Here is a 22,599-nt window from a genome sequence, read left to right as displayed (position 1 = left end):
TCAGTCGAAGCTGCCGGCCCCGTCGCGGCGGTAGGGGGAGCGGCGTTCCAGTCGCGCGCGCTCGGCCCGCTGCTCGCGCAGCCGGGCCGCCGTCCCGGCCGGGTACCCGGCCTTGGCCACCCGGTGCTCGGTCGTCTCGGTCATGAACGCCAGGGAGAAGAACAGCCCGAGGAGCAGCCCGCCGGCTGCCGCCGAGAGCCGGTAGCTCAGCGGCACGGGGACCACGGCCACGCACAGCACGATCAGGGGCAGCAGCTGGACGGCGGCCCGGGTGAGGTGCCGGCGGACCCAACCCGGCCCGGTCGTGTCGGCCAGCACCCACGGGGCGAGCTCCTGGGGCAGCCCGCCGCCGTAGGCGTAGCGCAGCCACTGCAGCGGCGTGGGCCGGCGCGCGGTGGAGGAGGTCTGCACACCTCGACGGTAGGCCTCCGGACGTTGCCGCAGGGGTGCGAGGGAGAGCACACTTCCCCAGCCGGTCGTCCCGAGGGAGGTCTGGGTGCACATCAAGCAGCTGCTCCGCCGCAAGGGGTCCGACGTGGCCACCGTGGAGGCCTCGACCAGCGTGCGGGACGCCCTGGCGGTGCTGGCCGAGCGCGGCGTCGGTGCGCTCGTGGTCTCCGCCGACGGCCGCCGGGTCGACGGCATCGTCTCCGAGCGGGACGTCGTCCGCGCGCTGCACCAGCGCGGCGCCGGGCTGCTCACCGACCCCGTGTCCAGCGTGATGACCGCCCGGGTGCACACCTGCCCGCCGTCCGCCGGGGTCGAGGAGCTCGCGCGCACGATGACCGACCACCGGGTGCGCCACGTGCCGGTGGTCGAGGGTGGCGTGCTGGTCGGCATCGTCTCGATCGGGGACGTCGTCAAGGCGCGCCTGGACGAGCTCGAGGAGGAGCGCGCCAAGCTCGTCGACTACATCCAGACCCCCTGACCGATCCTGAGCGCGGCTCAGGATCCGGCTGCCGTGCGCGGGCGCCGCGGGCGTACCGTGCGGGCCGTGGACGAGCGGCGTTCGGGGGTCGCCTCCGGGCTGGCCGCCTACGGACTCTGGGGCCTGTTCCCCCTGTACTTCCCCCTGCTGGAGCCGGCCGGCGGCGTCGAGATCGTGGCGCACCGGGTGGTCTGGTCCCTGGTCCTCGTCGCCGTCCTGCTGACCGCGGTGCGCCGCTGGTCACTGGTGCGGGCCGCGTTCACCGACCGCCGCACGGTGCTGGTGCTCCTCGGTGCGGCGGTGCTCATCGCCGCCAACTGGCTGGTCTTCGTCCTCGCCGTCAACTCCGGCCACGTCGTCGAGACCTCGCTCGGGTACTTCATCAACCCGCTGGTCAGCGTGCTGCTCGGGGTGGTCGTGTTCTCCGAGCGGCTGCGGGTGCTGCAGTGGGTGGCCGTCGGCATCGCGGCGGTGGCCGTGGGGGTGCTCACCGTCGACTACGGCCGTCCACCGTGGATCGCGCTCACGCTGGCGGCCACCTTCGGGCTGTACGGGCTGATGAAGAAGCTGGTGCGGGTCGAGGCGGCGCCCGGGCTCTTCGTGGAGACGGCGCTGGTCGTGGTGCCCGCGCTCGCCGTGCTCGTCGTGCTGCACGCGCGCGGGGAGGGGACCGCCGGAGCCGCGGGGGCCGGTCACCTGCTGCTGCTGCTGAGCTCGGGCATCGCCACCGCGATCCCGCTGCTGCTGTTCGCCGCCGCCACCCGGCGTGTGCCGCTGTCCACGGTGGGGCTGCTGCAGTACGTCACCCCGCTCATGCAGCTGGCCATCGGGGTGTTCGTCTACGACGAGCCCATGCCGCCGGCGCGGCTGGCCGGCTTCGTGATCGTCTGGATCGCGCTCGCCGTGTTCACCGTCGACAGCCTCCGCCAGGCCCGCGCCGGTGCCCGCCGGCGGGCGGAGGAGACCGCGCCGGCGCCGGTCTGACGTCCCGCCCGAAGGGCGCGAGGCGCACCGGGCGAGATGTCGGTGGGCGGGGCTACGGTCGAGTCCTTCCCACCACAGAAGGACCGTCGATGTCTACCGAACCTGCTCCCGCGGTCTCCCCGCCGGGGGGCGAGGTCTCCCCGCCACCCCCGCCCGACACGACCGCCTCGCCCGACGCCGGCTCCGCGGTCGGCGCGCTCACCCGTCGCGAGCACGAGATGCTCACCTTCGAGCGCCAGTGGTGGCGGCGGCCCGGCGCGAAGGAGACGGCCATCCGCGAGCGCTTCGGCCTCGCGCCGACCCGCTACTACCAGGTGCTCAACGCCCTCCTCGACCGCCCGGCCGCCCTCGAGGCCGACCCGCTGCTGGTCAGGAGACTGCGGCGGCTGCGGGCCGCGCGAGGATCGCGTCGCTCGTCTCACGTCCTGGGCAACGGGGGCCGTTCCGTTTAGATTTGGTGACCGTGGGCAGGCATGCCGCGTCAGGCAGTGACGTATCGGACCGGGGGACCCCGGTCCCGCACGGTCGTCGCCGGACGGACGGCCCCCGGTCGGGTCTCCCCGCCGAGCAGGACCTGAGCGACCACCCGACGACGCCCGGCCGCAGCCGCGCCGACCGTCGCCGGGACGGGCTGCTGGACGCCGGGGAGGACCCGGGTCGCCGGCGTCCCACGCCGCCCCGTCGGGTGCCTCCGGCCACCCCGCGGGCAGGAGTGCCCGGCTCGGTCCGTGCTCCCGCCCCGCAGGCGCCGCGCGTCACCGCCCCCGCCTCGCCCCGGACCACGCCCGCTGGGGGTGCGTCGCGCTCGACTCCTGCCGGGGGTGCAGCGCGGGTGACCCCCGCCGCGGGTGCGCCGGGTCCTGCTCCCGCCGCGGGTGCACCGCGGGTGACGCCTGCCGGGGGCGCGTCACGTCCGGCTCCCGACGGTGGTGCGGCGCGCTCGGCTGCCGCCGCGGGTGTCTCGCGCTCGGCTCTCGCGCCTCCCGTGCCGACCCCGCCGCGCGGCCGGCCCGCGCCGCCGGCCCGGCCGCGTCCCGTGGAGCCGGTCCCGGAGACGCGGCTGCGGCTCCCGGTCCCGCCCGCCGCCTCCGCCCCGCCGGCCCCCGCCGCGCCGTCGGGGCCGCGGACGACGGTCGCGCCCTTCCAGGCCGTGCCCACCCCCGGCTCCGGGTCGGACGAGCCCGCCTCCCCGGCCGGCCGGCTGGACCAGCCGGCCCCCGACGCCGGTCCCGACCGCTGGTCGGCCGCGTCCGCTGCCGCGCCGACCGGCCACCCAGCGGGCCCGGCACCGGCCGCGGAGACCCCACGGGGTCCCCGCGCCGCACCCTCCGCCGGCCACGGGGACGCCGCCCCCGGCTACCGCGACTGGACCAGCCCCTCGCGCACCAAGGACGCCTCGCCGCCGGCCACCGAGGCCATCCCGGACCGCACCCCGGCCCGGGACGCCGGGAGCTCCCGCCGGGCGCCCGCGCCGGCGACCGAGGCGATCCCCGACCGCACCCCCGCCCGGGGCCGGGCCGACGACCGCGACGACGACCCGTACCGCGACGACGACCCGTACCGCGACGACGACGTGTACCGCGACGACGACGTGTACCGCGACGACGACGTGTACCGCGACGACGACGTGTACCGCGACGACGCCCCCGAACCGGTGCGCGGTCCGGGCACCGGCCCCTCGACGGAGGTGGTCGGCGGCCGCGCCGCGTTCCGCGCCGAGCGCCAGGCCGCCGAGGCCGAGCGGCGCAAGGAGGCCCGCCGCAACGGCGTCTCGCCGGTGCCCTACCTGGAGGACGACGACGAGAGCCGCCGTCCCTCGGCCGTCCGCCGGGCCGCGACGGGGCTGCTCGCCGTCGCCGTGGTGGCCCTGGTGGTGCTGGGCGTCCACTCCTTCGCCGGGTCGGACGCGCAGGAGGCGGCGACGTCGCGCACCACCACGGCCGGCCCCTCCTCCACCGCCGTCGCCGCGCCGAGCTCGGCCCTGCCACCGCTGGAGGTCGCCCCGCTGCCCCCGGCCGAGGAGGCGCCCGGCACGCCGGTACGGGTCCCGGTCACGGTGCTCAACGCCACCGGGGTCACCGGTCTGGCCGCCGAGGTCGCCGGTGCCCTGGGCGAGCAGGGGTGGGAGTCGCAGGGCGTGGGCCAGTACCAGGGCGGGGACGTCGCGGTCACGACCGTCTACGTCACCGCGGGTGACGAGACCCAGCGGCAGGCGGCCCTCCAGCTGACGGAGCAGTTCCCGGAGATCACCGGCCCGGTGGACCGCTTCTTCGACGTCCCCGACGTCGCCGACCCGGGGCTCGTGGTGGTCACGACCGGCGAGTGGCGGCCCTGACCGCGGGGCGCGCCGCCACGGACCCGCCGTCGTCCCGGAACACCGGGGGACGATCGTCCGTTGGCCGCTCCGTGCGTCCCGTTCGCGGGCCCGTGCGTTCCCGCCCGCGCCCCGGCGCCCGTGCGACGCTCGCCGCCCTGCTCATCCCCCTGCTCTCCGGCGTCCTCGTGGTCGCCGCCCCGGCAGCACCGGCCGCCGCGGCCGAGGACGTCGCCACCGAGGAGGCGACGGTCCCCTCGGGGTCGGGTGCCGACGCCGTCGAGCTGGACACCACGCTCTTCGTCCCCGCGTCCGCGTCGGCCGAGGACCCCGCGCCCGCCGTCGTCCTCGCCCACGGCTTCGGCGGCAGCAAGGAGTCCGTCGCCGACGACGCCCGTGACCTCGCCGGACGGGGCTACGTCGTCCTCACCTGGTCCGCGCGCGGCTTCGGCCGCAGCACGGGACAGATCGGGCTCAACGACCCGCGGTTCGAGGTCGCCGACCTCTCCACCCTGCTGGACCGGCTCGCCGCGCGCGACGACGTCCTGCTCGACGGCGCGGGCGACCCCCGGGTGGGTGTCGCCGGCGGCTCCTACGGCGGCGCGCTGTCGCTGCTGGCCGCCGGGTACGACGACCGGGTCGACGCCATCGCCCCGCAGATCACCTGGAACTCCCTGACCGCGGCGCTGTTCCCCTCGCAGGTCGGGCAGCCCGGCGCGGACACCGTCGCGGCCACGCCGCAGGGCGACGGGGGCGTCTACAAGCGGTTGTGGTCGGGGCTGTTCTTCGGCGTCGGGTCGGCCCCCTCCGGCGGGCTGCTGGACGCGCTGGGCGGAGCCGGCGAGGACGGTGACGGCGGGGACGGTGACGGCGGGGGCGGCGGCGCCACCCCGGCGGGCGGTGCCGGCGGCGGGCTGCCGGCGATCGACCCGGCGACGATCGACCCGCAACTGGTGCAGCAGGTCCTGACCTGCGGCCGCTTCCGGGCCGACATCTGCGCCGCCTACCAGGCCGCCGCCGCGACCGGCACGCTCAGCCCCGAGGTCGCCGCGGTCCTCGACCGCAGCAGCCCGGCCACCGTCCTCGACCGCATCCAGGCGCCCACGCTGCTGGTCCAGGGCACCCAGGACTCCCTGTTCGGCCTCGGCCACGCCGACGCCAACGCCCGCGGCATCGCCGCGAACGGCACCCCGGTGAAGGTCGTCTGGTTCACCGGCGGCCATGACAGCCAGGCCTCGGAGCGGACCACCGAGCGGCTGCGCGAGCAGGTGGCCGGCTGGTTCGACTGGTACCTGCGCGACCCCGGCGACCCCGCCCGCGGCGAGGACCCGGGCACCGGCTTCGAGTTCCCGGTGCCGAGCGGCGTCGGGGCCGGCGTCGGCAGCGTGCAGGGCGGCAACCAGACCGTCGTCGCACCGGCCTACCCGGGCCTGGACGGCGCCGGGCCGGCGACCCGGGCGTCGATCCCGCTCGGCGGATCGGTGCAGCCGGTCGTCACGCCGGCCGGCGGCACCCCCGCGGCGATCACCGTCGTCCCCGGGGTGGGCGCGCTGTCGGCGGCGCTGTCCGGCGGCACGCTGGAGATCCCCGGCCAGTTCGCGGCCTTCGACAGCGCGCCGCTGGACAGCGCGGTCGAGGTCATCGGGGCCTCCAGCGTCGACCTCGCGGTCGCCTCGCCCAGCGGCACGGCGACGCTGTTCGCGAAGCTCTACGACGTCGGCCCCGACGGCGCGATGACCCTGCCCGCCGGCCAGGTGGCGCCGCTGGCGCTGAGCGGGCTGTCGGCCGACCCGACCGCGCCGACCGAGGTGTCGGTGACCCTGCCGGGGATCGTGCACCGCTTCGAGGCCGGCCACACGATGCGGGTCGTCGTCTCCTCGACCGACCAGGCCTTCGCCCTGCCGGCGCAGGCCGCGGTCTACTCGGTGGCCCTCGCCGGCGGGGACGGCGCCGCGGTCAGCGTGCCCGAGGTCGACGGCCGCACCCAGGCCGCCGACGGCACCTCCCGCTGGTGGGTGCTCCTCGGCGCGGTCGTGGCCCTGGGCCTGCTCGGCTGGCTGGCCGCGGTCCTGTGGGGTCGCCGGCGCCGCCGCCGGGTCTCGGCGGTGGAGCCCGACGGCGAGGACGTGCCGCTGCGGTTCACCGGCATCAGCAAGGCGTACAAGGACGGCTTCGTCGCCGTGCGGGACCTCTCGTTCGAGGTGCGCCGCGGCCAGGTGCTGGGCCTGCTCGGGCCCAACGGCGCGGGCAAGACGACGTCCCTGCGGATGCTCATGGGGCTGATCCGGCCGACGTCCGGACGGATCAGCGTGTTCGGCCACGAGGCCCGCCCGGGCGCTCCGGTGCTGTCCCGGCTGGGCTCCTTCGTCGAGGGCACCGGGCTCCAGCCGCACCTGTCCGGCCGGGACAACCTGCGGCTGTACTGGGCGGCCACCGGCCGGCCCGCCGAGGACGCGCACATGGAGGAGGCGATCGAGGTCGCCGGCCTCGGTGCCGCCATCGACCGGCCCGTCCGCCGGTACAGCCAGGGCATGCGGCAGCGGGTGGCGATCGCGCAGGCGATGCTCGGCCTGCCCGACCTGCTGGTGCTCGACGAGCCGACCAACGGGCTCGACCCGCCCCAGATCCACGCCATGCGCGAGGTGCTGCGCTCCTACGCCGCCACCGGCCGCACGGTGATCGTCTCCAGCCACCTGCTCAGCGAGATCGAGCAGACCTGCAGCCACGTCGTCGTCATGGCCAAGGGGCAGAAGATCGCCCAGGGCACGGTCGAGGAGATCGTCGGGACCGGCGGGGCGGTGCTCGTCGGCCTGCCCGACGACGCCGACACCGACCGGGCGGCTGCCGTCCTCGGGGCGCTGCCCGGGGTGACGGTGGAGCGCACCGACGAGGGCCTGGTCGCCGAGCTCGACGGCACGACCCGCGTTCGGGCGCTGCAGGCGCTGGTCGAGGCCGGCATCGAGGTGGACGCGTTCACCCCGCGCCGCCGGCTCGAGGACGCGTTCCTCGCACTCGTGGGGGAGGAGACCCGATGACTGCGACCCGCGAGCACGACGGCCGGGGGAGCGCCGGCGGCCGGGGAGCGGATCGAGCCATGGACGTGGCGCACGTGCAGCCGACCGGGGCGGTCGCCGGCTACCGGCCCGAGCGCACGCTGCGGCTGTCGGTCGAGCTGCGCCGGCAGTTCAAGCGGCGCCGCACCATCGGCGTCCTCGTCCTGATGGTGGCGCTGCCGCTGATCCTGATCGCCGCGCTGCAGCTGGGCGCGAGCGAGGAGGCGGCGGAGAACAGCCGGCTCAACCTGGTCGACGTCGCCACCTCCAGCGGCCTGAACTTCACCCTGTTCGTGCTGTTCGCGACGACGAGCTTCTTCCTGGTCGTCGTCTACGCGCTGTTCTTCGGCGACACCGTGGCCGCTGAGGCGCAGTGGGGGTCGCTGCGCTACACGCTGGCCACCCCCGTGCCGCGGATGCGACTGCTCCGGCAGAAGTGGTACGCCGCGCTGGTGCTCTCGGTCGGTGCGCTGCTCGTGCTGACCCTCACCGCGATCGTCGCCGGCGGCATCGCGTTCGGCTTCGAGTCCATCCAGACGCCGATCGGGGTGACCCTGCCCCAGGGCGAGGGCCTGCTCCGGCTGGCCGGGATGGTCGGCTACCTCGCCGTCCACCTGCTCGTCGTCGGCACCCTGGCGTTCTGGTTCTCCACGATCACCGACGCGCCGCTGGCCGCCGTCGGCGGCGCGGTCTTCACGATGTTCGTCTTCGCGATCCTCGACCAGGTCGAGCAGCTCGGCTCGATCCGGGACTGGTTCCCGACGGCGGAGGAGTTCGCCTGGACCGACCTGCTCCAGACGCCGGTCGACTCCGGGGACCTGTTCCGCGGAGTCGTCCAGTCGCTGGTCTACGCGGCGGTCTTCACGGCGCTGGCGTTCCGCCACTTCTCCCGCCGCGACGTCACGTCCTGACGGAGGGGGTCTGTGCGCGTCACGCGCACCGACCCCCTCCGTCAGCCGGCGCCGGGGTGCGGCGTGTCCGGGGACCGGCGCGCGAAGCGCATGTCCATCCAGAGCCGCCAGACCCCCGGGGCGACCTCCCGTTCCCATCGCGTGGTCATGAGGTCCTCCCCGGCGTGCAGGTCGAGCCAGGAGCGCACGCCCGCGCCCTGCAGCAGGAGGCGGCCGTCGGGGAGTGGCACGAGGGTCATGGAGCCGGGGGAGTCCGCGGAGTCGAACGCGTGCATCTGCCATCCCCCGGTCGCGGCGTCCCTGCCGCCGATCACCTCGTGGACGAGGACGTGCTCGTCGCCGATGACGACGTCGACCTCGTGGGCGATCCAGCAGCCGCCGGGGAGCCGGCGGTCGGTGTCGGTCCCGGTGACCGCGCCCGACTCGTCATGGACCGTGCCGGACGTCTGCCAGTGCCCCACGAGGGGTTCCAGGGGTGCGGTGTGCGGAGGGGCCATGGCAGTCCAGACCGGCCGGGCGCGCCCCGGTCATCGGTCGGCGCGCCTCACAGGCTCGCGCGGACGGCCTGGGCCCAGCCCTCGCCCATGGGGGCGTCGGTGACGGTCGCGTTGGGGACGGCGGCCAGCCGGTCGGCCATGCCCTCGACGGTGGCCCCGTTCGCGGTCACCCAGAGCCGGCCGACCGCGGGGGCCATCTCCAGGTCGCTCACGCTGTCGCCGATGGCCACCGCGTCGTCGGGCGTGAGACCGCGGCGCTCGAGGTCCCAGGCGATCGCCGCGCCCTTGGAGATCCCGCGCGGCATGAGGTGGTAGACCCGCGGCGGCAGCGCCTCCGGGTCCAGCGTCATGCGGGAGGTCGTCGGGATGGCGCCGTTGTCCTTCAGCGTGAGCCAGCCGGCGCCGCGGTCGGCCAGGTCGGCGTCCACGGCGAGCGGGTCGACCAGTCCGCGCAGCAGTGCGTCGGTCTCGTGCGTGGCGTGCCAGGGCGCGTGCCACTCCAGGCGACCGGGGTGGCGGGCCAGCAGGTCCTCGACGATGCCGAGCTCGGCCATCACCTCCATCGGGGTCCGCCCGGCGTACTCGGCCGGCAGCTGCCCGGTCAGCCGGTGCACCCCCCGGCCGACGTCCCAGCTGACCACCGAGCCGAGCTCGGCGATCGCGCCGTCCGCCGCGAAGATCCGCGCCGCCTCCACGACCTGCTCGTACGTGCGGCCGCTGACCAGGACCAACAGAGCGCCGGCCCGGTGCAGGTCGAGCAGCGCGGTGGCCGGGGCGGCGGTCAGGTCCCGGGTGGCGGTGTGCCAGAAGGAGCCCCGCGGGCCGACCATCGTGCCGTCGAGATCGGTGTAGACGATGCGCGCTGCCACGCCCACATCGTGGCCGGGCCGGTGCGGCCCGGGTCACGTGGGTACAGTCGCAGGCGTTCCACTCATCCAGAGGGGCAGAGGGACACGGCCCGACGAAGCCCCGGCAACCGCCGTCTGCGCGTCCGCGCAGCGAGAGGTGCCAATTCCGTCCCGCGCGGCTCGACGGCCCGCCGCGGGGAAGATGAGGAGGTAGTCGTCGCATGACCCTGACCGCTCCCGGTTCCGTCCAGGCCGACTCCAGCGCCGGCGGCCCGATCCCGCCGTGTCCGGCCCGCGGGCTGGTCTGCCGCAACTGCGGTGCCACCTTCGGCCTCATCGCCGAGCACGCCTGCGCGGAGTGCTTCGGCCCGCTGGAGGTCGACTACGACAAGGACCTGCTCAAGGCCGTCACCCGCGAGCAGATCGAGGCCGGCCCGCAGAACATCTGGCGCTACGTCGCCCTCCTGCCGGTGGGCCAGGACCCGGCCGACCGCGTCAGCCTGGACCCGGGCCTGACCCCGCTGGTGCGCGCCGACCGGCTGGCCGCCGAGCTCGGCCTCACCGGCGGGCTGTGGGTCAAGGACGACTCGGCCAACCCCACGCACTCGTTCAAGGACCGCGTGGTCAGCCTCGCCGCCACCGCGGCCAAGGGGCTGGGCTACAAGAAGATCGCCGCCGCCTCCACCGGCAACCTGGCCAACTCCGTCGCCGCGCACGCCGCCCGCGTCGGCCTGCCCTCGTTCGTGTTCATCCCGGCCGACCTGGAGCCGGGCAAGGTCGTGCAGTCGGCCGTCTACGGGCAGACGCTGGTCGCCGTCCAGGGCTCCTACGACGACGTCAACCGGCTGACCAGCGAGCTCGCCGAGACCGACGAGTTCGAGGACACCGCGTTCGTCAACCAGAACGTGCGGCCGTACTACGCCGAGGGCTCCAAGACGATGGGGTACGAGCTGGCCGAGCAGCTCGGCTGGCGGATCCCGGCGCAGGTCGTCATCCCGATGGCGTCGGGCTCCCTGCTGACCAAGGTGGACAAGGCCTTCCGCGAGCTCACCGCCGCCGGGATCGTCGAGGCCACCGAGTGGACGATCTTCGGCGCCCAGTCCGCCGGCTGCGACCCGATCGCCACCGCGTTCGACAACGGCTGGGACGTCGTGAAGCCGGTGAAGCCCACCGGCATCGCCAAGTCGCTCAACATCGGCAACCCCGCCGACGGTCCCTACGCGCTCGACGCGATCCGGCGCACCGGGGGCGCGGTCGGCCGGGTGGGCGACGAGGAGATCGTGCGGGGCATCCGCGACCTCGCCCGCACCACCGGCGTCTTCGCCGAGACCGCCGGCGGCGTGACCGTGGCGGTGCTGCGGCAGCTCGTCGAGGACGGCCGGCTGGACCCGACCAAGGAGACCGTCATCCTCAACACCGGCGAGGGGCTGAAGACCCTCGACCCGCTGGAGCCGGTCGTCGGGCCCACGCACGTGGTCGACCCGTCGCTGTCCTCGGTCCGGGCCGCGGGCCTCATCGGGTGACGGGGTAGGGTCGCGTGCGTCCGGGTGTGCGGGGCAGTGTCCCCCCATCCGGTGTGGCGCGTGCGTGAGGTTGCTCTCACCACGGCTTTCGTGCTGTACCTTCTCCCGCGGTTCCAGTTCCACGTTCGTGTTCGACGGGCGGAAGAGCTAGACCCGGCCCCCTGGTTGGCGGGGGTCGTCCGCAACGCACGAACGTGGGAGCACACGTGGCACAGGGCACCGTGAAGTGGTTCAACGCCGAGAAGGGCTTCGGCTTCATCGCCGTCGACGGCGGCCAGGACGTCTTCGTCCACTACTCGGCCATCCAGATGGACGGCTACAAGAGCCTCGACGAGGGCCAGCGGGTCACCTTCGAGGTCGTCCAGGGCGAGAAGGGGCCGCAGGCGGACGCCGTTCGCGTCGCCTGAGCTCGCGAAGGCGAGCACAGGCTCAGGGCCTGAGCTCGCAGGTCGTCACCGAGGCCCGGTCCCCTCCGGGGGGCCGGGCCTCCGTGCTGTCCGCCGTGCACCTCGTCGGGGAACAGTCGCCGGTCACACCCCGTTCTTGCACTCGGCAGGGTCGAGTGCCAGACTCGGGATTGGCACTCGACAGTGCCGAGTGCCAATCAGGTCGGAACGGTGAGGCACTGGTGTACGGGCCGACGGAGTGCCCGTGACCGCCGGTGTCGTCCGTCGCGGGCGCCGAACCCGGCCGTGCAGCGATCCATGCATGGAGGACATCACCACATGGCCAAGATGATCGCCTTCGAGGAAGAGGCGCGCCGCGGCCTCGAGCGGGGCATGAACACCCTCGCCGACGCCGTCAAGGTGACCCTCGGCCCGAAGGGCCGCAACGTCGTCCTCGAGAAGAAGTGGGGCGCCCCCACCATCACCAACGATGGTGTGAGCATCGCCAAGGAGATCGAGCTCGAGGACCCGTGGGAGAAGATCGGCGCCGAGCTCGTCAAGGAGGTCGCGAAGAAGACCGACGACGTCGCCGGTGACGGCACCACCACCGCCACCGTGCTCGCCCAGGCGCTCGTCCGCGAGGGTCTGCGCAACGTCGCCGCCGGCGCCAACCCGATGGCCCTGAAGAAGGGCATCGAGAAGGCCGTCGAGTCGGTCACCGAGTACCTCCTCTCGACGGCCAAGGACGTCGAGACCAAGGAGCAGATCGCCGCCACCGCGTCGATCTCCGCCGCCGACTCCGCCATCGGTGAGCTCATCGCCGAGGCGATGGACAAGGTCGGCAAGGAAGGCGTCATCACCGTCGAGGAGAGCAACACCTTCGGCCTGGAGCTCGAGCTCACCGAGGGCATGCGCTTCGACAAGGGCTACATCTCGCCCTACTTCGTCACCGACGCCGAGCGCATGGAGGCCGTCCTCGACGACCCGTACGTGCTCGTGGTCAACAGCAAGATCAGCTCGGTCAAGGACCTGCTCCCGCTGCTGGAGAAGGTCATGCAGTCGGGCAAGCCGCTGGCGATCATCGCCGAGGACGTCGAGGGCGAGGCCCTGGCGACCCTGGTGGTCAACAAGATCCGTGGCACCTTCAAGTCCGTCGCCGTCAAGGCCCCGGGCTTCGGTGACCGCCGCAAGGCCATGCTGACCGACATCGCCATCCTCACCGGTGGCCAGGTCATCAGCGAGGAGGTCGGCCTCAAGCTGGAGAACGCCGGCCTCGAGCTGCTGGGCCGCGCCCGCAAGGTCGTCGTCACCAAGGACGAGACGACGATCGTCGAGGGTGCCGGTGACAGCGACCAGATCGCCGGCCGGGTGAACCAGATCCGCGCCGAGATCGAGAAGTCGGACTCCGACTACGACCGCGAGAAGCTGCAGGAGCGCCTGGCCAAGCTGGCCGGTGGCGTCGCCGTCATCAAGGCCGGCGCCGCGACCGAGGTCGAGCTCAAGGAGCGCAAGCACCGCATCGAGGACGCGGTGCGCAACGCCAAGGCCGCCGTCGAGGAGGGCATCGTCGCCGGTGGTGGCGTCGCCCTGGCGCAGGCCACCGCCGTCGCGTTCGACAAGCTCGAGCTCGAGGGTGACGAGGCGACCGGTGCCAACATCGTGCGCGTCGCGCTCGAGGCGCCGCTGAAGCAGATCGCCGTCAACGCCGGCCTCGAGGGCGGCGTCGTCGCGGAGAAGGTGCGCAACTCCGACACCGGCTGGGGCCTCAACGCCGCCTCCGGCGAGTACGTGGACCTCGTCGCCAGCGGGATCATCGACCCCGCCAAGGTGACCCGCTCGGCGCTGCAGAACGCCGCCTCCATCGCGGCGCTGTTCCTCACCACCGAGGCCGTCATCGCCGACAAGCCGGAGAAGGCCGCCCCGGCCATGCCGGGTGCCGACGGCGGCATGGGCGGCATGGACTTCTGAGTCCCGCCCGCTCCTCGCACCGAGGGGCACTGCACCACCAGCACTGCCCGGCAGGGGCGGTCCCGCATCGCGGGGCCGCCCCTGTCGGCGTTCCCAGGACCTCACCCGACCGCGAGGACCCGACCGCGAGATCTGCACAGTGGTCGCCATCAGCGGCTGGCGGCGACCACTGTGCAGATCTCGCGGGGCTCGGTCGGGGGCGGGCAGCAGGACCCGCCGGCCGGCACGCGGGCAGGCCGAGGGCCCGTCACCGGGATGGTGGCGGGCCCTCGGATGGGTGTGTCAGTCGTGGTGCTCCCCGGGCGGGCTCACCCCTGGCTGGGGTGAGCCCGCCCGGGCCGGGCTCACCGGACCTCGACGGTGAACGGACCGGCGACGCCACCCAGGCTGGACTTGATCCAGATGGTGGTCGGCGCGGTCGCCGGCGCGGGGTCGAGGACGATGTCCCACGGCCCGGTGTTCTCCGGGGCCTCCAGCGCGCCCACCGTCCCCGAGGGGTACCCGGCGATCGGGGTGGCGGCCGGACCGGTGCCGGCGGTGTTCGGGCGGTGGACGGTGACCGTCGCGCCCGGCACGGTGCCCGAGCCGCTGATGCGGAACTCGTCGCCGGTCCGGAACTGGGCGAGGGTCAGGCCGATGCTGTCACCGGGGAGGACGACGTTCACGCCCGGGTTGGACAGCGCCGAGAACTGCGTCCCGGCCGGCGTCTTCGACTGGACCCGGAAGACCCACCGCGTCCCCGGCTCGGACCTCGGCAGACCGGTCACCTCAGCGGTGGTGCCGGTGACGACCACGTCGCGCGCGGCCTGCAGCACGTTGGCGTTCGTCGCGTCCGTCCGCAGGAACGCCCGCACCCGGTACTCGGTGGCGTCGGGCACCGGGTTCCAGGCCAGGCTGACCCGGCCGGCGTCGTTGTTCGGCCCGGAGCCGGCGATGCTGGTGATGGCCAGCCCGCCCGGGGCGACCGCGGCGGCCGCGGGCTTCGGTGACACGACGCCCGTGGAGTGCGCGACGGCACCCGTGGCGTCGATGACCGCGACGTTGACCCGCGTGTTGTCGGCCGTGATCGGGACCGGCGCCGTGTAGATCTTCGCCGTCGCCGACGGGACGTTGCCGTTCGGCTCGGTGGTGACCGCGCTGCCGTCGACGGTGTAGTAGATCGTCCCGGCGTTGGCCGACAGGGTCAGCTGCCGGTCCTCCGCGATGACCGCCGTGTCCCCGTTGAAGGCCGGCGTCGTGGTCAGCTGCAGCGCGGCGCCGTCGGGCGGCGTGGGCTCCGCGGTGCCCGCGAGGGCGAACGGTGCGCCGATCTCGCCGGCGACCATCGAGCGCACCTCGATGTCGTACAGCGAGCCGGCGTCCAGCCCGTCCAGCACGACCTGGGTGGCGTCCGCGCCGACTCGGGCGCCCTGTAGCTGCTGGGCGCCGTTCGCGCCGGCCGTCTGGTTGATGGCCTCGACGCTGTAGCCGGTGACGGCGGCGCCGCCGGCGACGGGTGCGGCCGACGCCCAGGTGACCGTGGCCTGGCTCTGGTTGTTCCACACCACCGAGAACTCGCCCGCGGGGGGCCGTGCGCCGTCCGGTCCCGGCGCGCAGCCGGGGGCGCCGCCGCCGACGAGTCCGTACTCCGACAGCGTCAGGCCGAGCTGGGCCTCGACCGTCGTGGCGTCGGCCATCCAGCTCAGCGCGACCTTCTCGCCGTCGAAGACCAGCTGCTGGTCGGACGGCGAGAGGCCCCCGAACGTCACCGAGAACTCGCCGTTGGCCGCGGTGCCCTGCACTGTGTAGCCCTGCGTGGCCGCGGGCGGCTCGTTCGGGCCCCAGCTGATGGCCCGCTCACCGATGGCGCTGCCGGCCTCCCGCATCTCCGGGTTGACCACCTCGACGGCGAACCGGTTCAGGTCGACGTCCGCGCCGTAGGTGCCGGTGATCGTGACCGTGTTGACGTTGCCCTCGGCCGGCGTGCTGGCGGTCACCCCGGTGACCTCGGCCGAGCTGACCTTCATCCCGTCGACCAGGGGCGAGCCGCTGAAGCGGACCGACACGTCGTCACCCGGCTGGATGTCGGGGGTGACGTCGGTGAAGCACCCGTCGAACCCGCCACCGGGCCGCGGGGTCGCCTCGTGGTTCCACTCCATGAAGCCGGTCGCGTCGACGACGCCCGTGGCGGTGCCGACGGTCTGGCCGCCACGGGTGACCGTCAGGGTCGCGGTCTGCCCCGCCTGGGCGGTGTAGCCCTCGATGGCCACCATGTCGCGGGAGGGGAACACCTCGATGTTCCCCGGTCCCGTCGGCGGGGTGCCGGCCGAGGCGCTGGTCGCGAAGCCGATGAGCCCGCCGGTGGCCGTGGCGGCCACCAGGCCGGCGGTGGCGAGGCGGGTCCGCGTGCTGTGCAGCGACGGTCGCGAGGAGGAGGGAACCGCATCTGCAGTCCCGCCCCCGCGACCGCCGTGGTGGGTCGGTCGTGTCCTGGTCATGGCCTCTCTCCGCAGTCCGAGCCGTGCTGGCTCCCTCCGGACACCGGAGGGTCGGTCAGACGGTCGTCGCAGGGACAGGTGTGCGGGGAGCCGCGACGAGGGGGGAGGCGCTCCCCCAATGCGTGGGGCGACGGAGGTCGTACGACCACGGTGGCACCGGCCCCCGGCGGCTCCGAGTCGCTTCCTGACCTGCACCGACGCGGGGAGGACGGGGCGGGGGTCGGCCCCCGGACGGGGGTCAGGCCGCGGACCGGGGGTCAGTCCCCGGTCGGGCCGAGGAGCCACCCGGCCGGCTCGGCCAGGGCGTCGGCCTCGGCCGGGCCCCACGAGCCGGGTGCGTACCGGTGCAGCCGTGGCGGGTGCTCCTGCAGCGGGGCGAAGGCCCGCCACGCGCTGGCCAGCCCGGTGCTGCTGGTGAACAGTGAACGATCGCCGACCAGGACGTCGTGCAGCAGCGAGACGTAGGGCGGCAGCGGCGTCCCGCCCGGGACGTCGGCGAGCTGGAGGGTCGCGGTCGCCCGGGCGAGGGCGAGGTCCGGGCCGGGCTCCTTGGCGACCAGCGTCAGGTCGACCGCGCCGGACCCGCTCAGGGACAGCGAGAGGACGTTGCCGTGCCCGGGGACGCCGGTCACCGGCCCCTCCGGCCTGCGCAGCAGGAGGCTGACCCGCTGCTCGCTGGCCGCCATCCGCTTGCCGGTGCGCAGCACGAACGGGACGCCGTGCCAGCGGTCGGTGTCGACCCACAGCCGGGCCGCGACGAAGGTGTCGGTCGTCGAGTCGTCGGCCACGCCCTCGATGTCGGTGTAGCCGTCGAACTGTCCGAGCACCACCTCGTCGGGGTCCAGCGGGCGGAAGGCGGCGAGCACGGCCTCCCGCGCCTCCAGCAGGTCGGCGGGGGAGAAGCTGGCCGGCGGCTCCATCGCCACCTCGGCGGCGAGCTGGAACAGGTGGGTGACCAGCATGTCCAGCGCCGCACCCGTGGCGTCGTAGAACTCCGCGCGCTGGGCGACGTCGAGGTCCTCCGGGACGTCGATCTGCACCTGGCGGACGTGCTCCCGGCTCCACAGGTGCTCGAACAGCCCGTTGGCGAACCGCAGCACGTGCAGGTCCTGGGTGCCCTCCTTGCCCAGGAAGTGGTCGATCCGGAACACCTGGTCCTCGTCGAGGACGGACAGCACCAGCTCGTCGAGCTCCTGGAACGTCTCCGGCGAGGTGCCGTAGGGCTTCTCGTAGACGACCCGGGCGCCCTCGGCCAGCCCGTGCTCCTGCAGCCCCCGGGTCAGCTTCTCGAACGCCGACGGCGGGACGGCGAGGTAGTGGACCAGCTGCGCGTCCCCGCCCAGCTCGCCCCGGGCCTCCTCGAGCACGTCGAGCAGGCTGCCGGGGTCGGACTCCTCGAAGCCGCCTCCCGCGAACCGCAGCCGGCCGGCGAACTCCTCCCAGGGCCCCTCGGGGTCGTCCCCATGCCCACCCAGGGGCCCGAACTCCTCGAGCGCCTCCCGGACGCGGCCGGCGAAGTCCTCGTGCGAGACGTCCCCGCGTCCGTTGCCGACCAGCCGCCAGTCCGGGGGCAGCAGGTCCTGCTGGGCGAGCTGGAAGAAGGCGGGCAGCACCATCCGGCGGGCGAGGTCCCCGGTGGCGCCGAAGAGCACGAAGACGGTGGGCGGCAGGTCGGTCACGCCGCTCCTGTGCCCCGTCCGCGGCGCGGTCACCCGTACGGGGCGTGCGGCGGAGGACCGGCCGGGTAGGGGCAGCCCGTGGTCGTGGTCATCGGGACGTCGGGCTGGCAGTACCGCGACTGGCGCGGCCGCTTCTACCCGCAGCGCCTGCCGCAGCGGCTCTGGCTGGAGCACCTCGCCGAGCACTTCGCCACGGTGGAGAGCAACAACGCCTTCTACCGGCTGCCGGAGCGGTCCACGTTCGAGGCCTGGCGGGCGCGCACCCCGGCCGACTTCCGGTGGGCGGTGAAGGCCAGCCGGTTCCTGACCCACGTCAAGCGGCTGCGCGAGCCCGAGGAGCCGGTGGGCCGGCTGATGGAGCGCGCCGCGGGTCTGGGGGAGCGGCTCGACGTCGTCCTCCTGCAGTTGCCGCCCACCCTCAAGGCCGACCCGGAGCTGCTGCGGACCTGCCTGGCGCAGTTCCCGGCCGGCACCCGGGTGGCCGTGGAGCCCCGGCACGACAGCTGGTGGACCGACGAGGTCCGCGCGCTGCTGGAGCGCTACGGCGCGGCGCTGTGCTGGGCCGACCGCGACGAGCAGCCGGTCGCCCCGCTGTGGCGCACCGCCGGGTGGGGCTACCTCCGGATGCACACCGGCGCCGCGTCCCCGTGGCCCCGCTACCGGCCGGAGACCCTGCAGCTGTGGGCCGACCGGCTGGCGGCCACGTGGGGCCCGGAGGAGGACGTGCTCGTCTACTTCAACAACGACCCCGGGTGCGCCGCGGTCGTCGACGCGGTGGGCTTCGCCGAGGCGGTCCTCCGCACCGGCCGGACGCCGACCCGCGTGCCGACCCGCGACCAGGCGACCGGGGCGGCCTAGTCAGTCGTCGTCCCCGCCGTGCCGGCTGCGGTCGTCGGAGTCGTCGTCCCCGCGGTCCCGGGTGCGCTCCTCGGCCTCCTCGCGGGCCCGCTCCTCGGCCTTGCGCGCCTCTTCACCGGCCTCCTCCGCGGCCTCCTCGGCCTCCTCGCGGGCCCGCTCCTCGGCCTCCCGCGCCTCCTCAGCCGCCTCTTCAGCGGCCTCGCGGGCCTCCTCCTCGGCCTCGCGTGCCTGCTCGGCGGCCTCCTCGGCGGCCTCGCGGGCCGCTTCCTCGGCCTCGCGCGCCACCCGGGCCGGGTCGTCGGAGTCGTCGGGGGAGTGGCTCGCGCCGCCGTCGCCCGAGCCGCGGTCGTCGGTCCCGTCGTCGTCCACGCCGTCGTGGTGCCGGCCGTCGTCGGGCGTGCCGTCGGCGCCGGGGCTCGGTGCGCCCTCGTCGCCGGAGCCCCGGTCCTCCGTGCCGTCGTCGTCGGTCCCGTCGGGGCCCGCGTCGCCTGAGCCCCGGTCGTCCGTGCCGTCGTCGTCCGTGCCGTCGCGGTCGGTGCCGTCGTCGTCCGTGCCGGTGGTGCCCTCGTCGCCCGTGCCGCGGTCGGCGGTGCCGTCGTCGTCGCGGCTGCGGCCGGGGTCGCCGGCCACGTCGTCGGAGGACGGGGCGTCGAAGGGGGTGACCGCCTCGATCGCGCCGGCCACGCCGTCCTGGACCGAGCCGGGCAGGACGCCGGCGGCGCCGGCTCCGGTCACGCCGGCCACGGCGATCCCGAGGCCGGTGGCGGTCTGGACGACGACCGAGGCGGAGCCGATCTTCGCGACGAGTGCAGCGATGCCGTGGAGCAGGAACACGGGGAGCCCCCTGAGGTGAGTGATGAGCGTCACTCCATCCATCGGCACCGGGGACGGGAACTTGAACGTTGCAGGAGATTCGTCCACTAACGGAGGACGGCGGGGTCCTCCGCGTGCCGGATGCCCAGCGCCTCGGCGGCCTGCCCCAGCACCGTCTGCACCGCCAGGGTGTCGGCCAGCGGCATGACCGCGCTCTCGGTGCGGCTGGCCCGCAGGCACTCGGTCACCTCGGCGATCTCGTGCGCGTAGCCGGTGCCCAGCGGCTCCCGGGTGATCGTCTCGGGCTCGGCGCCGGCCCGGTGCAGCACGATGGTCCGCGGGTGGTGGAAGCGGGGCAGGACGTCGATCCAGCCCGCCGTCCCGAAGACGCGGGCCTGCCCGGGCGTCGGGTACCGCAGCGAGGTGGTCAGCGTCGCCGAGCGCCCGTCGGCGTAGCCCAGCAGGAGCGCGGCCTCGGCGTCGGCGCCGGTGGGGAACACCGAACCCGTCGTCGTCACGGTGTCCGGGGTGCCCAGCAGCATCTGCGCGAACGAGACGACGTAGACCCCGAGGTCCAGCAGCGCCCCGCCGCCGAGCTCCAGGGCGAACAGCCGGTCGGCCGGGTCGTACGCGCGGGCGACGCCGAGGTCGGCCTGCACCGACCGGACCTCGCCGATCGCGCCGTCGGCCACCAGCTCCCGCAGCGCCACGACGGCCGGCTGGAAGCGGGTCCACATCGCCTCCATGACGAAGACCCCGCGCTCGCGCGCCCGGTCGACCACCTCGGCCGCGCCGGCGGGGGTGGCGGTGAAGGACTTCTCCACCAACAGCGCCTTGCCCGCGTCGATGGCGCCCAGCGCGACCGCGTGGTGCTGCGGGTGCGGCGTCGCGAGGTAGAGGACGTCGACCTCCGGGTCGGCCAGGACGTCGGCGTAGGACCCGTGCGCGCGGTCCAGGCCGTGCCGCTGCGCGAACGCGGCCGCACGCTCGGCCGACCGGGAGGCGACCGCCACCGGCCGCGCCCCGGGGACGTGCGCGAAGTCGCCCATCACGCTCTCGGCGATGCGGCCCGGCCCCACGATGCCCCAGCGGATCTCAGCGGTCACCGGCACGACGCTAACGGTGCGGGGAGACTGTCGCCCGTGACGCTGCTGATCGACCCTCCGGTGTGGCCCTGGCGTGGGCGGCGCTGGTCGCACCTGGTCAGCGACGTGTCCTACGACGAGCTGCACGCCTTCGTCGAGGCGGAGCTGGGCATCCCGCGCCGGGCGTTCCAGGGCGACCACTACGACGTCCCCGAGGAGCTGCACCAGGTCGCCGTGGCGGCCGGGGCGCTGCCGGTCGGCTGCCGCGAGCTGCTGTCACGCCTGACGGGCGCCGGCCTGCGGCTCAGGAAGCCCCGTCCTGCGGCGGAGCCGCGTCGGACCGCTCCCTCAGCAGGCTGAGCTCGGCGGCCATGTTCGCCCGGGCGCGGGGCGTCCACTCGGCGGCCACCGCCGGCAGCCGGTAGAGCTGCGGCAGCGCCAGCAGGTGCTCCAGGACGGCGGTGCGCCCGGCGGTGAACTCCGCGTCGGAGAGGTGCGCGTACTCCTCGCGCACCGCCGAGGCGTAGGCGGCGTAGGCGGCCGGGGGCCCGGCCAGGACGGCGAGGTCCGCGTCGCACAGCACCGCACCGTCGGCGTCGCCGGGCGCCGGGTCGTGGCCGGCGGTCAGCAGCACCAGCCGCACGACCTCCTCGACCCGCTCCTCGGGGACCAGCCCGCGCAGCCCGGCCCGCGCCCGCTCCGCGCTGACGTGCTCGTTGTCGGCGCGGCGCGGGTCGTAGACGGCGTCGTGGTACCAGGCGGCCAGCCGGACGGCGTCGGGGTCGGCCGCCGCGTCCGCCAGCTCCCCGACGAGCCCCAGGACGGCCGCCAGGTGGGCGAGGTCGTGGTACCGGCGGTGCGGCTCGCTCCACGCCGCGACGAGCGCCGCCCACTCGGTGCGCGCGGTGGGGGAGTCGCCGGCCAGGTGCGCCCAGGCCTCGAACCCGACGAGGCTCATGACACCCCGCAGGTGCGCAGGGTGAGCAGCGCGAACGCCCGCGCCGCGGTGACGACCTCGGCGACCGGCACCTGCTCCAGCGGCCCGTGCGCCAGCTGCAGGTCGCCCGGTCCGTGGTGCAGCGTCGGGATGCCGGCGGCGGCGTACAGGCGCAGGTCGCTGCCGGCGGGGATCGCCCGCTCCGGCGGGACCCTGCCGGTGCCGGCGTCCGCGACCGCCTCCTGGACGGCGGAGAGCAGCGGGGCACCCGCGGGCAGCGAGCCGCTGGCGAACGCGCCACCGGTCCAGGTGAGCCGGACGGGGTGCTCGGCGAGCCACGGGTGGGCCGCGCACGTGGCCGCCAGCCGCGCCTCGAACGCCGCGCGGGCCTCCGGCACCGGCTCGCCCAGCCGGACGCCGTAGCGCCCCTCGGCGACCAGCCGGTCGGGCACCGAGCTGGCCCAGTCGCCGGCCTGCACCCGCCCGATGTTGATCCCGTAGGGGAAGCGGGCCCCGCCGAACCGGGGGTCGGCGTCCCGCTGCCGCTCGGCCTCGAACGCGCGCAGCTCGCCGTGCACCACCTCGAACAGCTCCAGCGCGCTCACGCCCTGGTCCCTGTGGGCGGCGTGCGCGGCCAGCCCGGCGACCTCCAACCGGAAGGTCAGCGCCCCGGCGTTGGCGGTGACGACCGCGCCGGCGGTCGGCTCGGGGATGACGCACAGGTCGCCGCGGTGCCCCCTCCGCAGCGTGGCCCAGGCGCCGAGGCCGCCGTCCTCCTCGCCGACCACGGCGTGCACCGCCAGCGGCCGGGCCAGCCGCACCCCCGCCGTCCGCACGGCGGCGAGCGCGGCGAGGGAGGCGACCACGCCGGCCTTCATGTCGCAGGCGCCGCGGCCGTGGACGGCGCCCCCGGCGACGCGCGGCTCGAACGGCGGGGCCGGCCACAGGGACCGGTCCCCGGGCGGGACGACGTCGGTGTGGCCGGAGAAGACCAGGGCGGGGACGCCGTCGTCGGCGGCCGGCGTGGTCCCGACGACGCCCCACGCCTCGGTGCGCGCCACCTCCTGGCCGGGCGCGTCCGGTGCGGCAGCGGCCTCGGCGAGGTCGATGGGCCACCGGTCGACGCGGCAGCCGAGCTCGTCGAGCCAGTCCCCGACGAGGTGCTGCACCTCGCTCTCGGCCGCGGTGCCACCGACCGACGGGACGGCGACCAGGGTCCGCAGCCGGTCGACGACCTCCCGCTCGTCGACGGCGGCCAGGACGCGGGCCTCGGCGGAGGTCAGGGCGGGCACGGCCGGAGTCTGGCACGCGGCCTGCCCTGTGACGGACGCCGCGGAC

The 22,599-nt window shown here is 75.1% G+C and carries 20 protein-coding genes and 1 riboswitch; of the genes, 11 read left to right on the top strand and 9 right to left on the bottom strand.

Annotated elements, in window-relative coordinates:
- On the bottom strand, positions 1 to 411 hold the full coding sequence (locus ACI79I_RS03405; RefSeq protein ID WP_456990860.1) for a DUF5313 family protein: 411 nt from the start codon (positions 409 to 411) through the stop codon (positions 1 to 3).
- An 85-nt stretch (positions 412 to 496) separates the two neighbouring features.
- Between ACI79I_RS03405 and ACI79I_RS03400 the strand changes: the two genes are divergently transcribed.
- The 6 genes from ACI79I_RS03400 to ACI79I_RS03375 all read left to right on the top strand — a co-directional run bounded on the left by ACI79I_RS03400 (position 497) and on the right by ACI79I_RS03375 (position 8,190).
- Entirely contained in the window at positions 497 to 928 is a 432-nt protein-coding gene (locus ACI79I_RS03400) for a CBS domain-containing protein (protein WP_456990859.1), read from the top strand.
- A gap of 66 nt (positions 929 to 994) precedes the next feature.
- Complete coding sequence (gene rarD / locus ACI79I_RS03395) at positions 995 to 1,912, top strand: EamA family transporter RarD (RefSeq protein WP_456990858.1); 918 nt, start codon at positions 995 to 997, stop codon at positions 1,910 to 1,912.
- 89 nt (positions 1,913 to 2,001) lie between these two features.
- Positions 2,002 to 2,364 carry a DUF3263 domain-containing protein gene (locus tag ACI79I_RS03390; protein WP_456990857.1) on the top strand — a complete coding sequence of 121 codons (363 nt, stop codon included), beginning with the start codon at positions 2,002 to 2,004 and terminating at the stop codon, positions 2,362 to 2,364.
- A 533-nt stretch (positions 2,365 to 2,897) separates the two neighbouring features.
- Positions 2,898 to 4,247, top strand: coding sequence for a LytR C-terminal domain-containing protein (locus tag ACI79I_RS03385; protein WP_456990856.1), 1,350 nt, complete (start codon positions 2,898 to 2,900; stop codon positions 4,245 to 4,247).
- A gap of 92 nt (positions 4,248 to 4,339) precedes the next feature.
- Positions 4,340 to 7,261 carry an alpha/beta fold hydrolase gene (locus tag ACI79I_RS03380; protein ID WP_456990855.1) on the top strand — a complete coding sequence of 974 codons (2,922 nt, stop codon included), beginning with the start codon at positions 4,340 to 4,342 and terminating at the stop codon, positions 7,259 to 7,261.
- Positions 7,258 to 8,190 carry an ABC transporter permease gene (locus ACI79I_RS03375; RefSeq protein WP_456990854.1) on the top strand — a complete coding sequence of 311 codons (933 nt, stop codon included), beginning with the start codon at positions 7,258 to 7,260 and terminating at the stop codon, positions 8,188 to 8,190. Before ACI79I_RS03380 ends, ACI79I_RS03375 begins: the two co-directional genes overlap by 4 nt.
- A gap of 41 nt (positions 8,191 to 8,231) precedes the next feature.
- Here the strand turns inward: ACI79I_RS03375 and ACI79I_RS03370 are convergent, their stop codons facing one another.
- Together ACI79I_RS03370 and ACI79I_RS03365 are read right to left on the bottom strand one after the other, a co-directional pair.
- A complete protein-coding gene (locus ACI79I_RS03370) occupies positions 8,232 to 8,687 on the bottom strand; it encodes a hypothetical protein (protein WP_456990853.1) in 456 nt (151 codons plus the stop codon).
- A gap of 47 nt (positions 8,688 to 8,734) precedes the next feature.
- A complete protein-coding gene (locus tag ACI79I_RS03365; protein ID WP_456990852.1) occupies positions 8,735 to 9,556 on the bottom strand; it encodes an HAD family hydrolase in 822 nt (273 codons plus the stop codon).
- Positions 9,557 to 9,615: 59 nt separating this feature from the next.
- A riboswitch (SAM riboswitch) is annotated at positions 9,616 to 9,744 on the top strand.
- A gap of 12 nt (positions 9,745 to 9,756) precedes the next feature.
- Between ACI79I_RS03365 and thrC the strand changes: the two genes are divergently transcribed.
- The 3 genes from thrC to groL all read left to right on the top strand — a co-directional run bounded on the left by thrC (position 9,757) and on the right by groL (position 13,412).
- Entirely contained in the window at positions 9,757 to 11,058 is a 1,302-nt protein-coding gene (thrC, locus tag ACI79I_RS03360) for a threonine synthase (protein ID WP_456990851.1), read from the top strand.
- Positions 11,059 to 11,264: 206 nt separating this feature from the next.
- Entirely contained in the window at positions 11,265 to 11,465 is a 201-nt protein-coding gene (locus ACI79I_RS03355; RefSeq protein WP_091218572.1) for a cold-shock protein, read from the top strand.
- A gap of 318 nt (positions 11,466 to 11,783) precedes the next feature.
- Positions 11,784 to 13,412, top strand: a complete 1,629-nt coding sequence (groL, locus tag ACI79I_RS03350; protein ID WP_456946168.1) for a chaperonin GroEL — start codon at positions 11,784 to 11,786, stop codon at positions 13,410 to 13,412.
- Between the two features lie 344 nt (positions 13,413 to 13,756).
- Here the strand turns inward: groL and ACI79I_RS03345 are convergent, their stop codons facing one another.
- Positions 13,757 to 15,769, bottom strand: a complete 2,013-nt coding sequence (locus tag ACI79I_RS03345) for a fibronectin type III domain-containing protein (RefSeq protein WP_456990850.1) — start codon at positions 15,767 to 15,769, stop codon at positions 13,757 to 13,759.
- Between the two features lie 377 nt (positions 15,770 to 16,146).
- A complete protein-coding gene (locus ACI79I_RS03340) occupies positions 16,147 to 17,568 on the bottom strand; it encodes a glucose-6-phosphate dehydrogenase (RefSeq protein WP_456990849.1) in 1,422 nt (473 codons plus the stop codon).
- A 78-nt stretch (positions 17,569 to 17,646) separates the two neighbouring features.
- Here ACI79I_RS03340 and ACI79I_RS03335 point away from each other — a divergent pair, with 78 nt between their 5' ends.
- A complete protein-coding gene (locus ACI79I_RS03335; protein WP_456990848.1) occupies positions 17,647 to 18,426 on the top strand; it encodes a DUF72 domain-containing protein in 780 nt (259 codons plus the stop codon).
- On the opposite strand, the gene ACI79I_RS03330 is transcribed toward ACI79I_RS03335, so the two are convergent.
- On the bottom strand, positions 18,427 to 19,260 hold the full coding sequence (locus tag ACI79I_RS03330) for a hypothetical protein (protein ID WP_456990847.1): 834 nt from the start codon (positions 19,258 to 19,260) through the stop codon (positions 18,427 to 18,429).
- Between the two features lie 86 nt (positions 19,261 to 19,346).
- Positions 19,347 to 20,345, bottom strand: a complete 999-nt coding sequence (locus tag ACI79I_RS03325) for a Gfo/Idh/MocA family protein (protein WP_456990846.1) — start codon at positions 20,343 to 20,345, stop codon at positions 19,347 to 19,349.
- Between the two features lie 36 nt (positions 20,346 to 20,381).
- On the opposite strand from ACI79I_RS03325, the gene ACI79I_RS03320 reads away from it, so the two are divergent.
- Complete coding sequence (locus ACI79I_RS03320) at positions 20,382 to 20,684, top strand: DUF4031 domain-containing protein (RefSeq protein WP_456990845.1); 303 nt, start codon at positions 20,382 to 20,384, stop codon at positions 20,682 to 20,684.
- Here the strand turns inward: ACI79I_RS03320 and ACI79I_RS03315 are convergent.
- Together ACI79I_RS03315 and ACI79I_RS03310 are read right to left on the bottom strand one after the other, a co-directional pair.
- Entirely contained in the window at positions 20,629 to 21,282 is a 654-nt protein-coding gene (locus tag ACI79I_RS03315; protein WP_456990844.1) for an HD domain-containing protein, read from the bottom strand. The genes ACI79I_RS03320 and ACI79I_RS03315 overlap by 56 nt on opposite strands.
- Entirely contained in the window at positions 21,279 to 22,553 is a 1,275-nt protein-coding gene (locus tag ACI79I_RS03310; protein WP_456990843.1) for an ArgE/DapE family deacylase, read from the bottom strand. The genes ACI79I_RS03315 and ACI79I_RS03310 overlap by 4 nt, the downstream gene beginning before the upstream one ends.
- Positions 22,554 to 22,599: the final 46 nt, after the last annotated feature.

Source organism: Geodermatophilus sp. SYSU D01105, from assembly GCF_054050095.1.
Note: the sequence above shows the minus strand (reverse complement) of the source record. Positions and strands in the feature narration are given on the sequence as shown.

Bases quoted from the DNA above. Each gene is read 5' to 3' on its own strand.
- ACI79I_RS03390 (WP_456990857.1), top strand. From the start codon at position 2,002: ATGTCTACCGAACCTGCTCCCGCGGTCTCCCCGCCGGGGGGCGAGGTC.
- ACI79I_RS03375 (WP_456990854.1), top strand. From the start codon at position 7,258: ATGACTGCGACCCGCGAGCACGACGGCCGGGGGAGCGCCGGCGGCCGG.
- ACI79I_RS03370 (WP_456990853.1), bottom strand. From the start codon at position 8,687: ATGGCCCCTCCGCACACCGCACCCCTGGAACCCCTCGTGGGGCACTGG.
- thrC (WP_456990851.1), top strand. From the start codon at position 9,757: ATGACCCTGACCGCTCCCGGTTCCGTCCAGGCCGACTCCAGCGCCGGC.
- groL (WP_456946168.1), top strand. From the start codon at position 11,784: ATGGCCAAGATGATCGCCTTCGAGGAAGAGGCGCGCCGCGGCCTCGAG.
- ACI79I_RS03315 (WP_456990844.1), bottom strand. From the start codon at position 21,282: ATGAGCCTCGTCGGGTTCGAGGCCTGGGCGCACCTGGCCGGCGACTCC.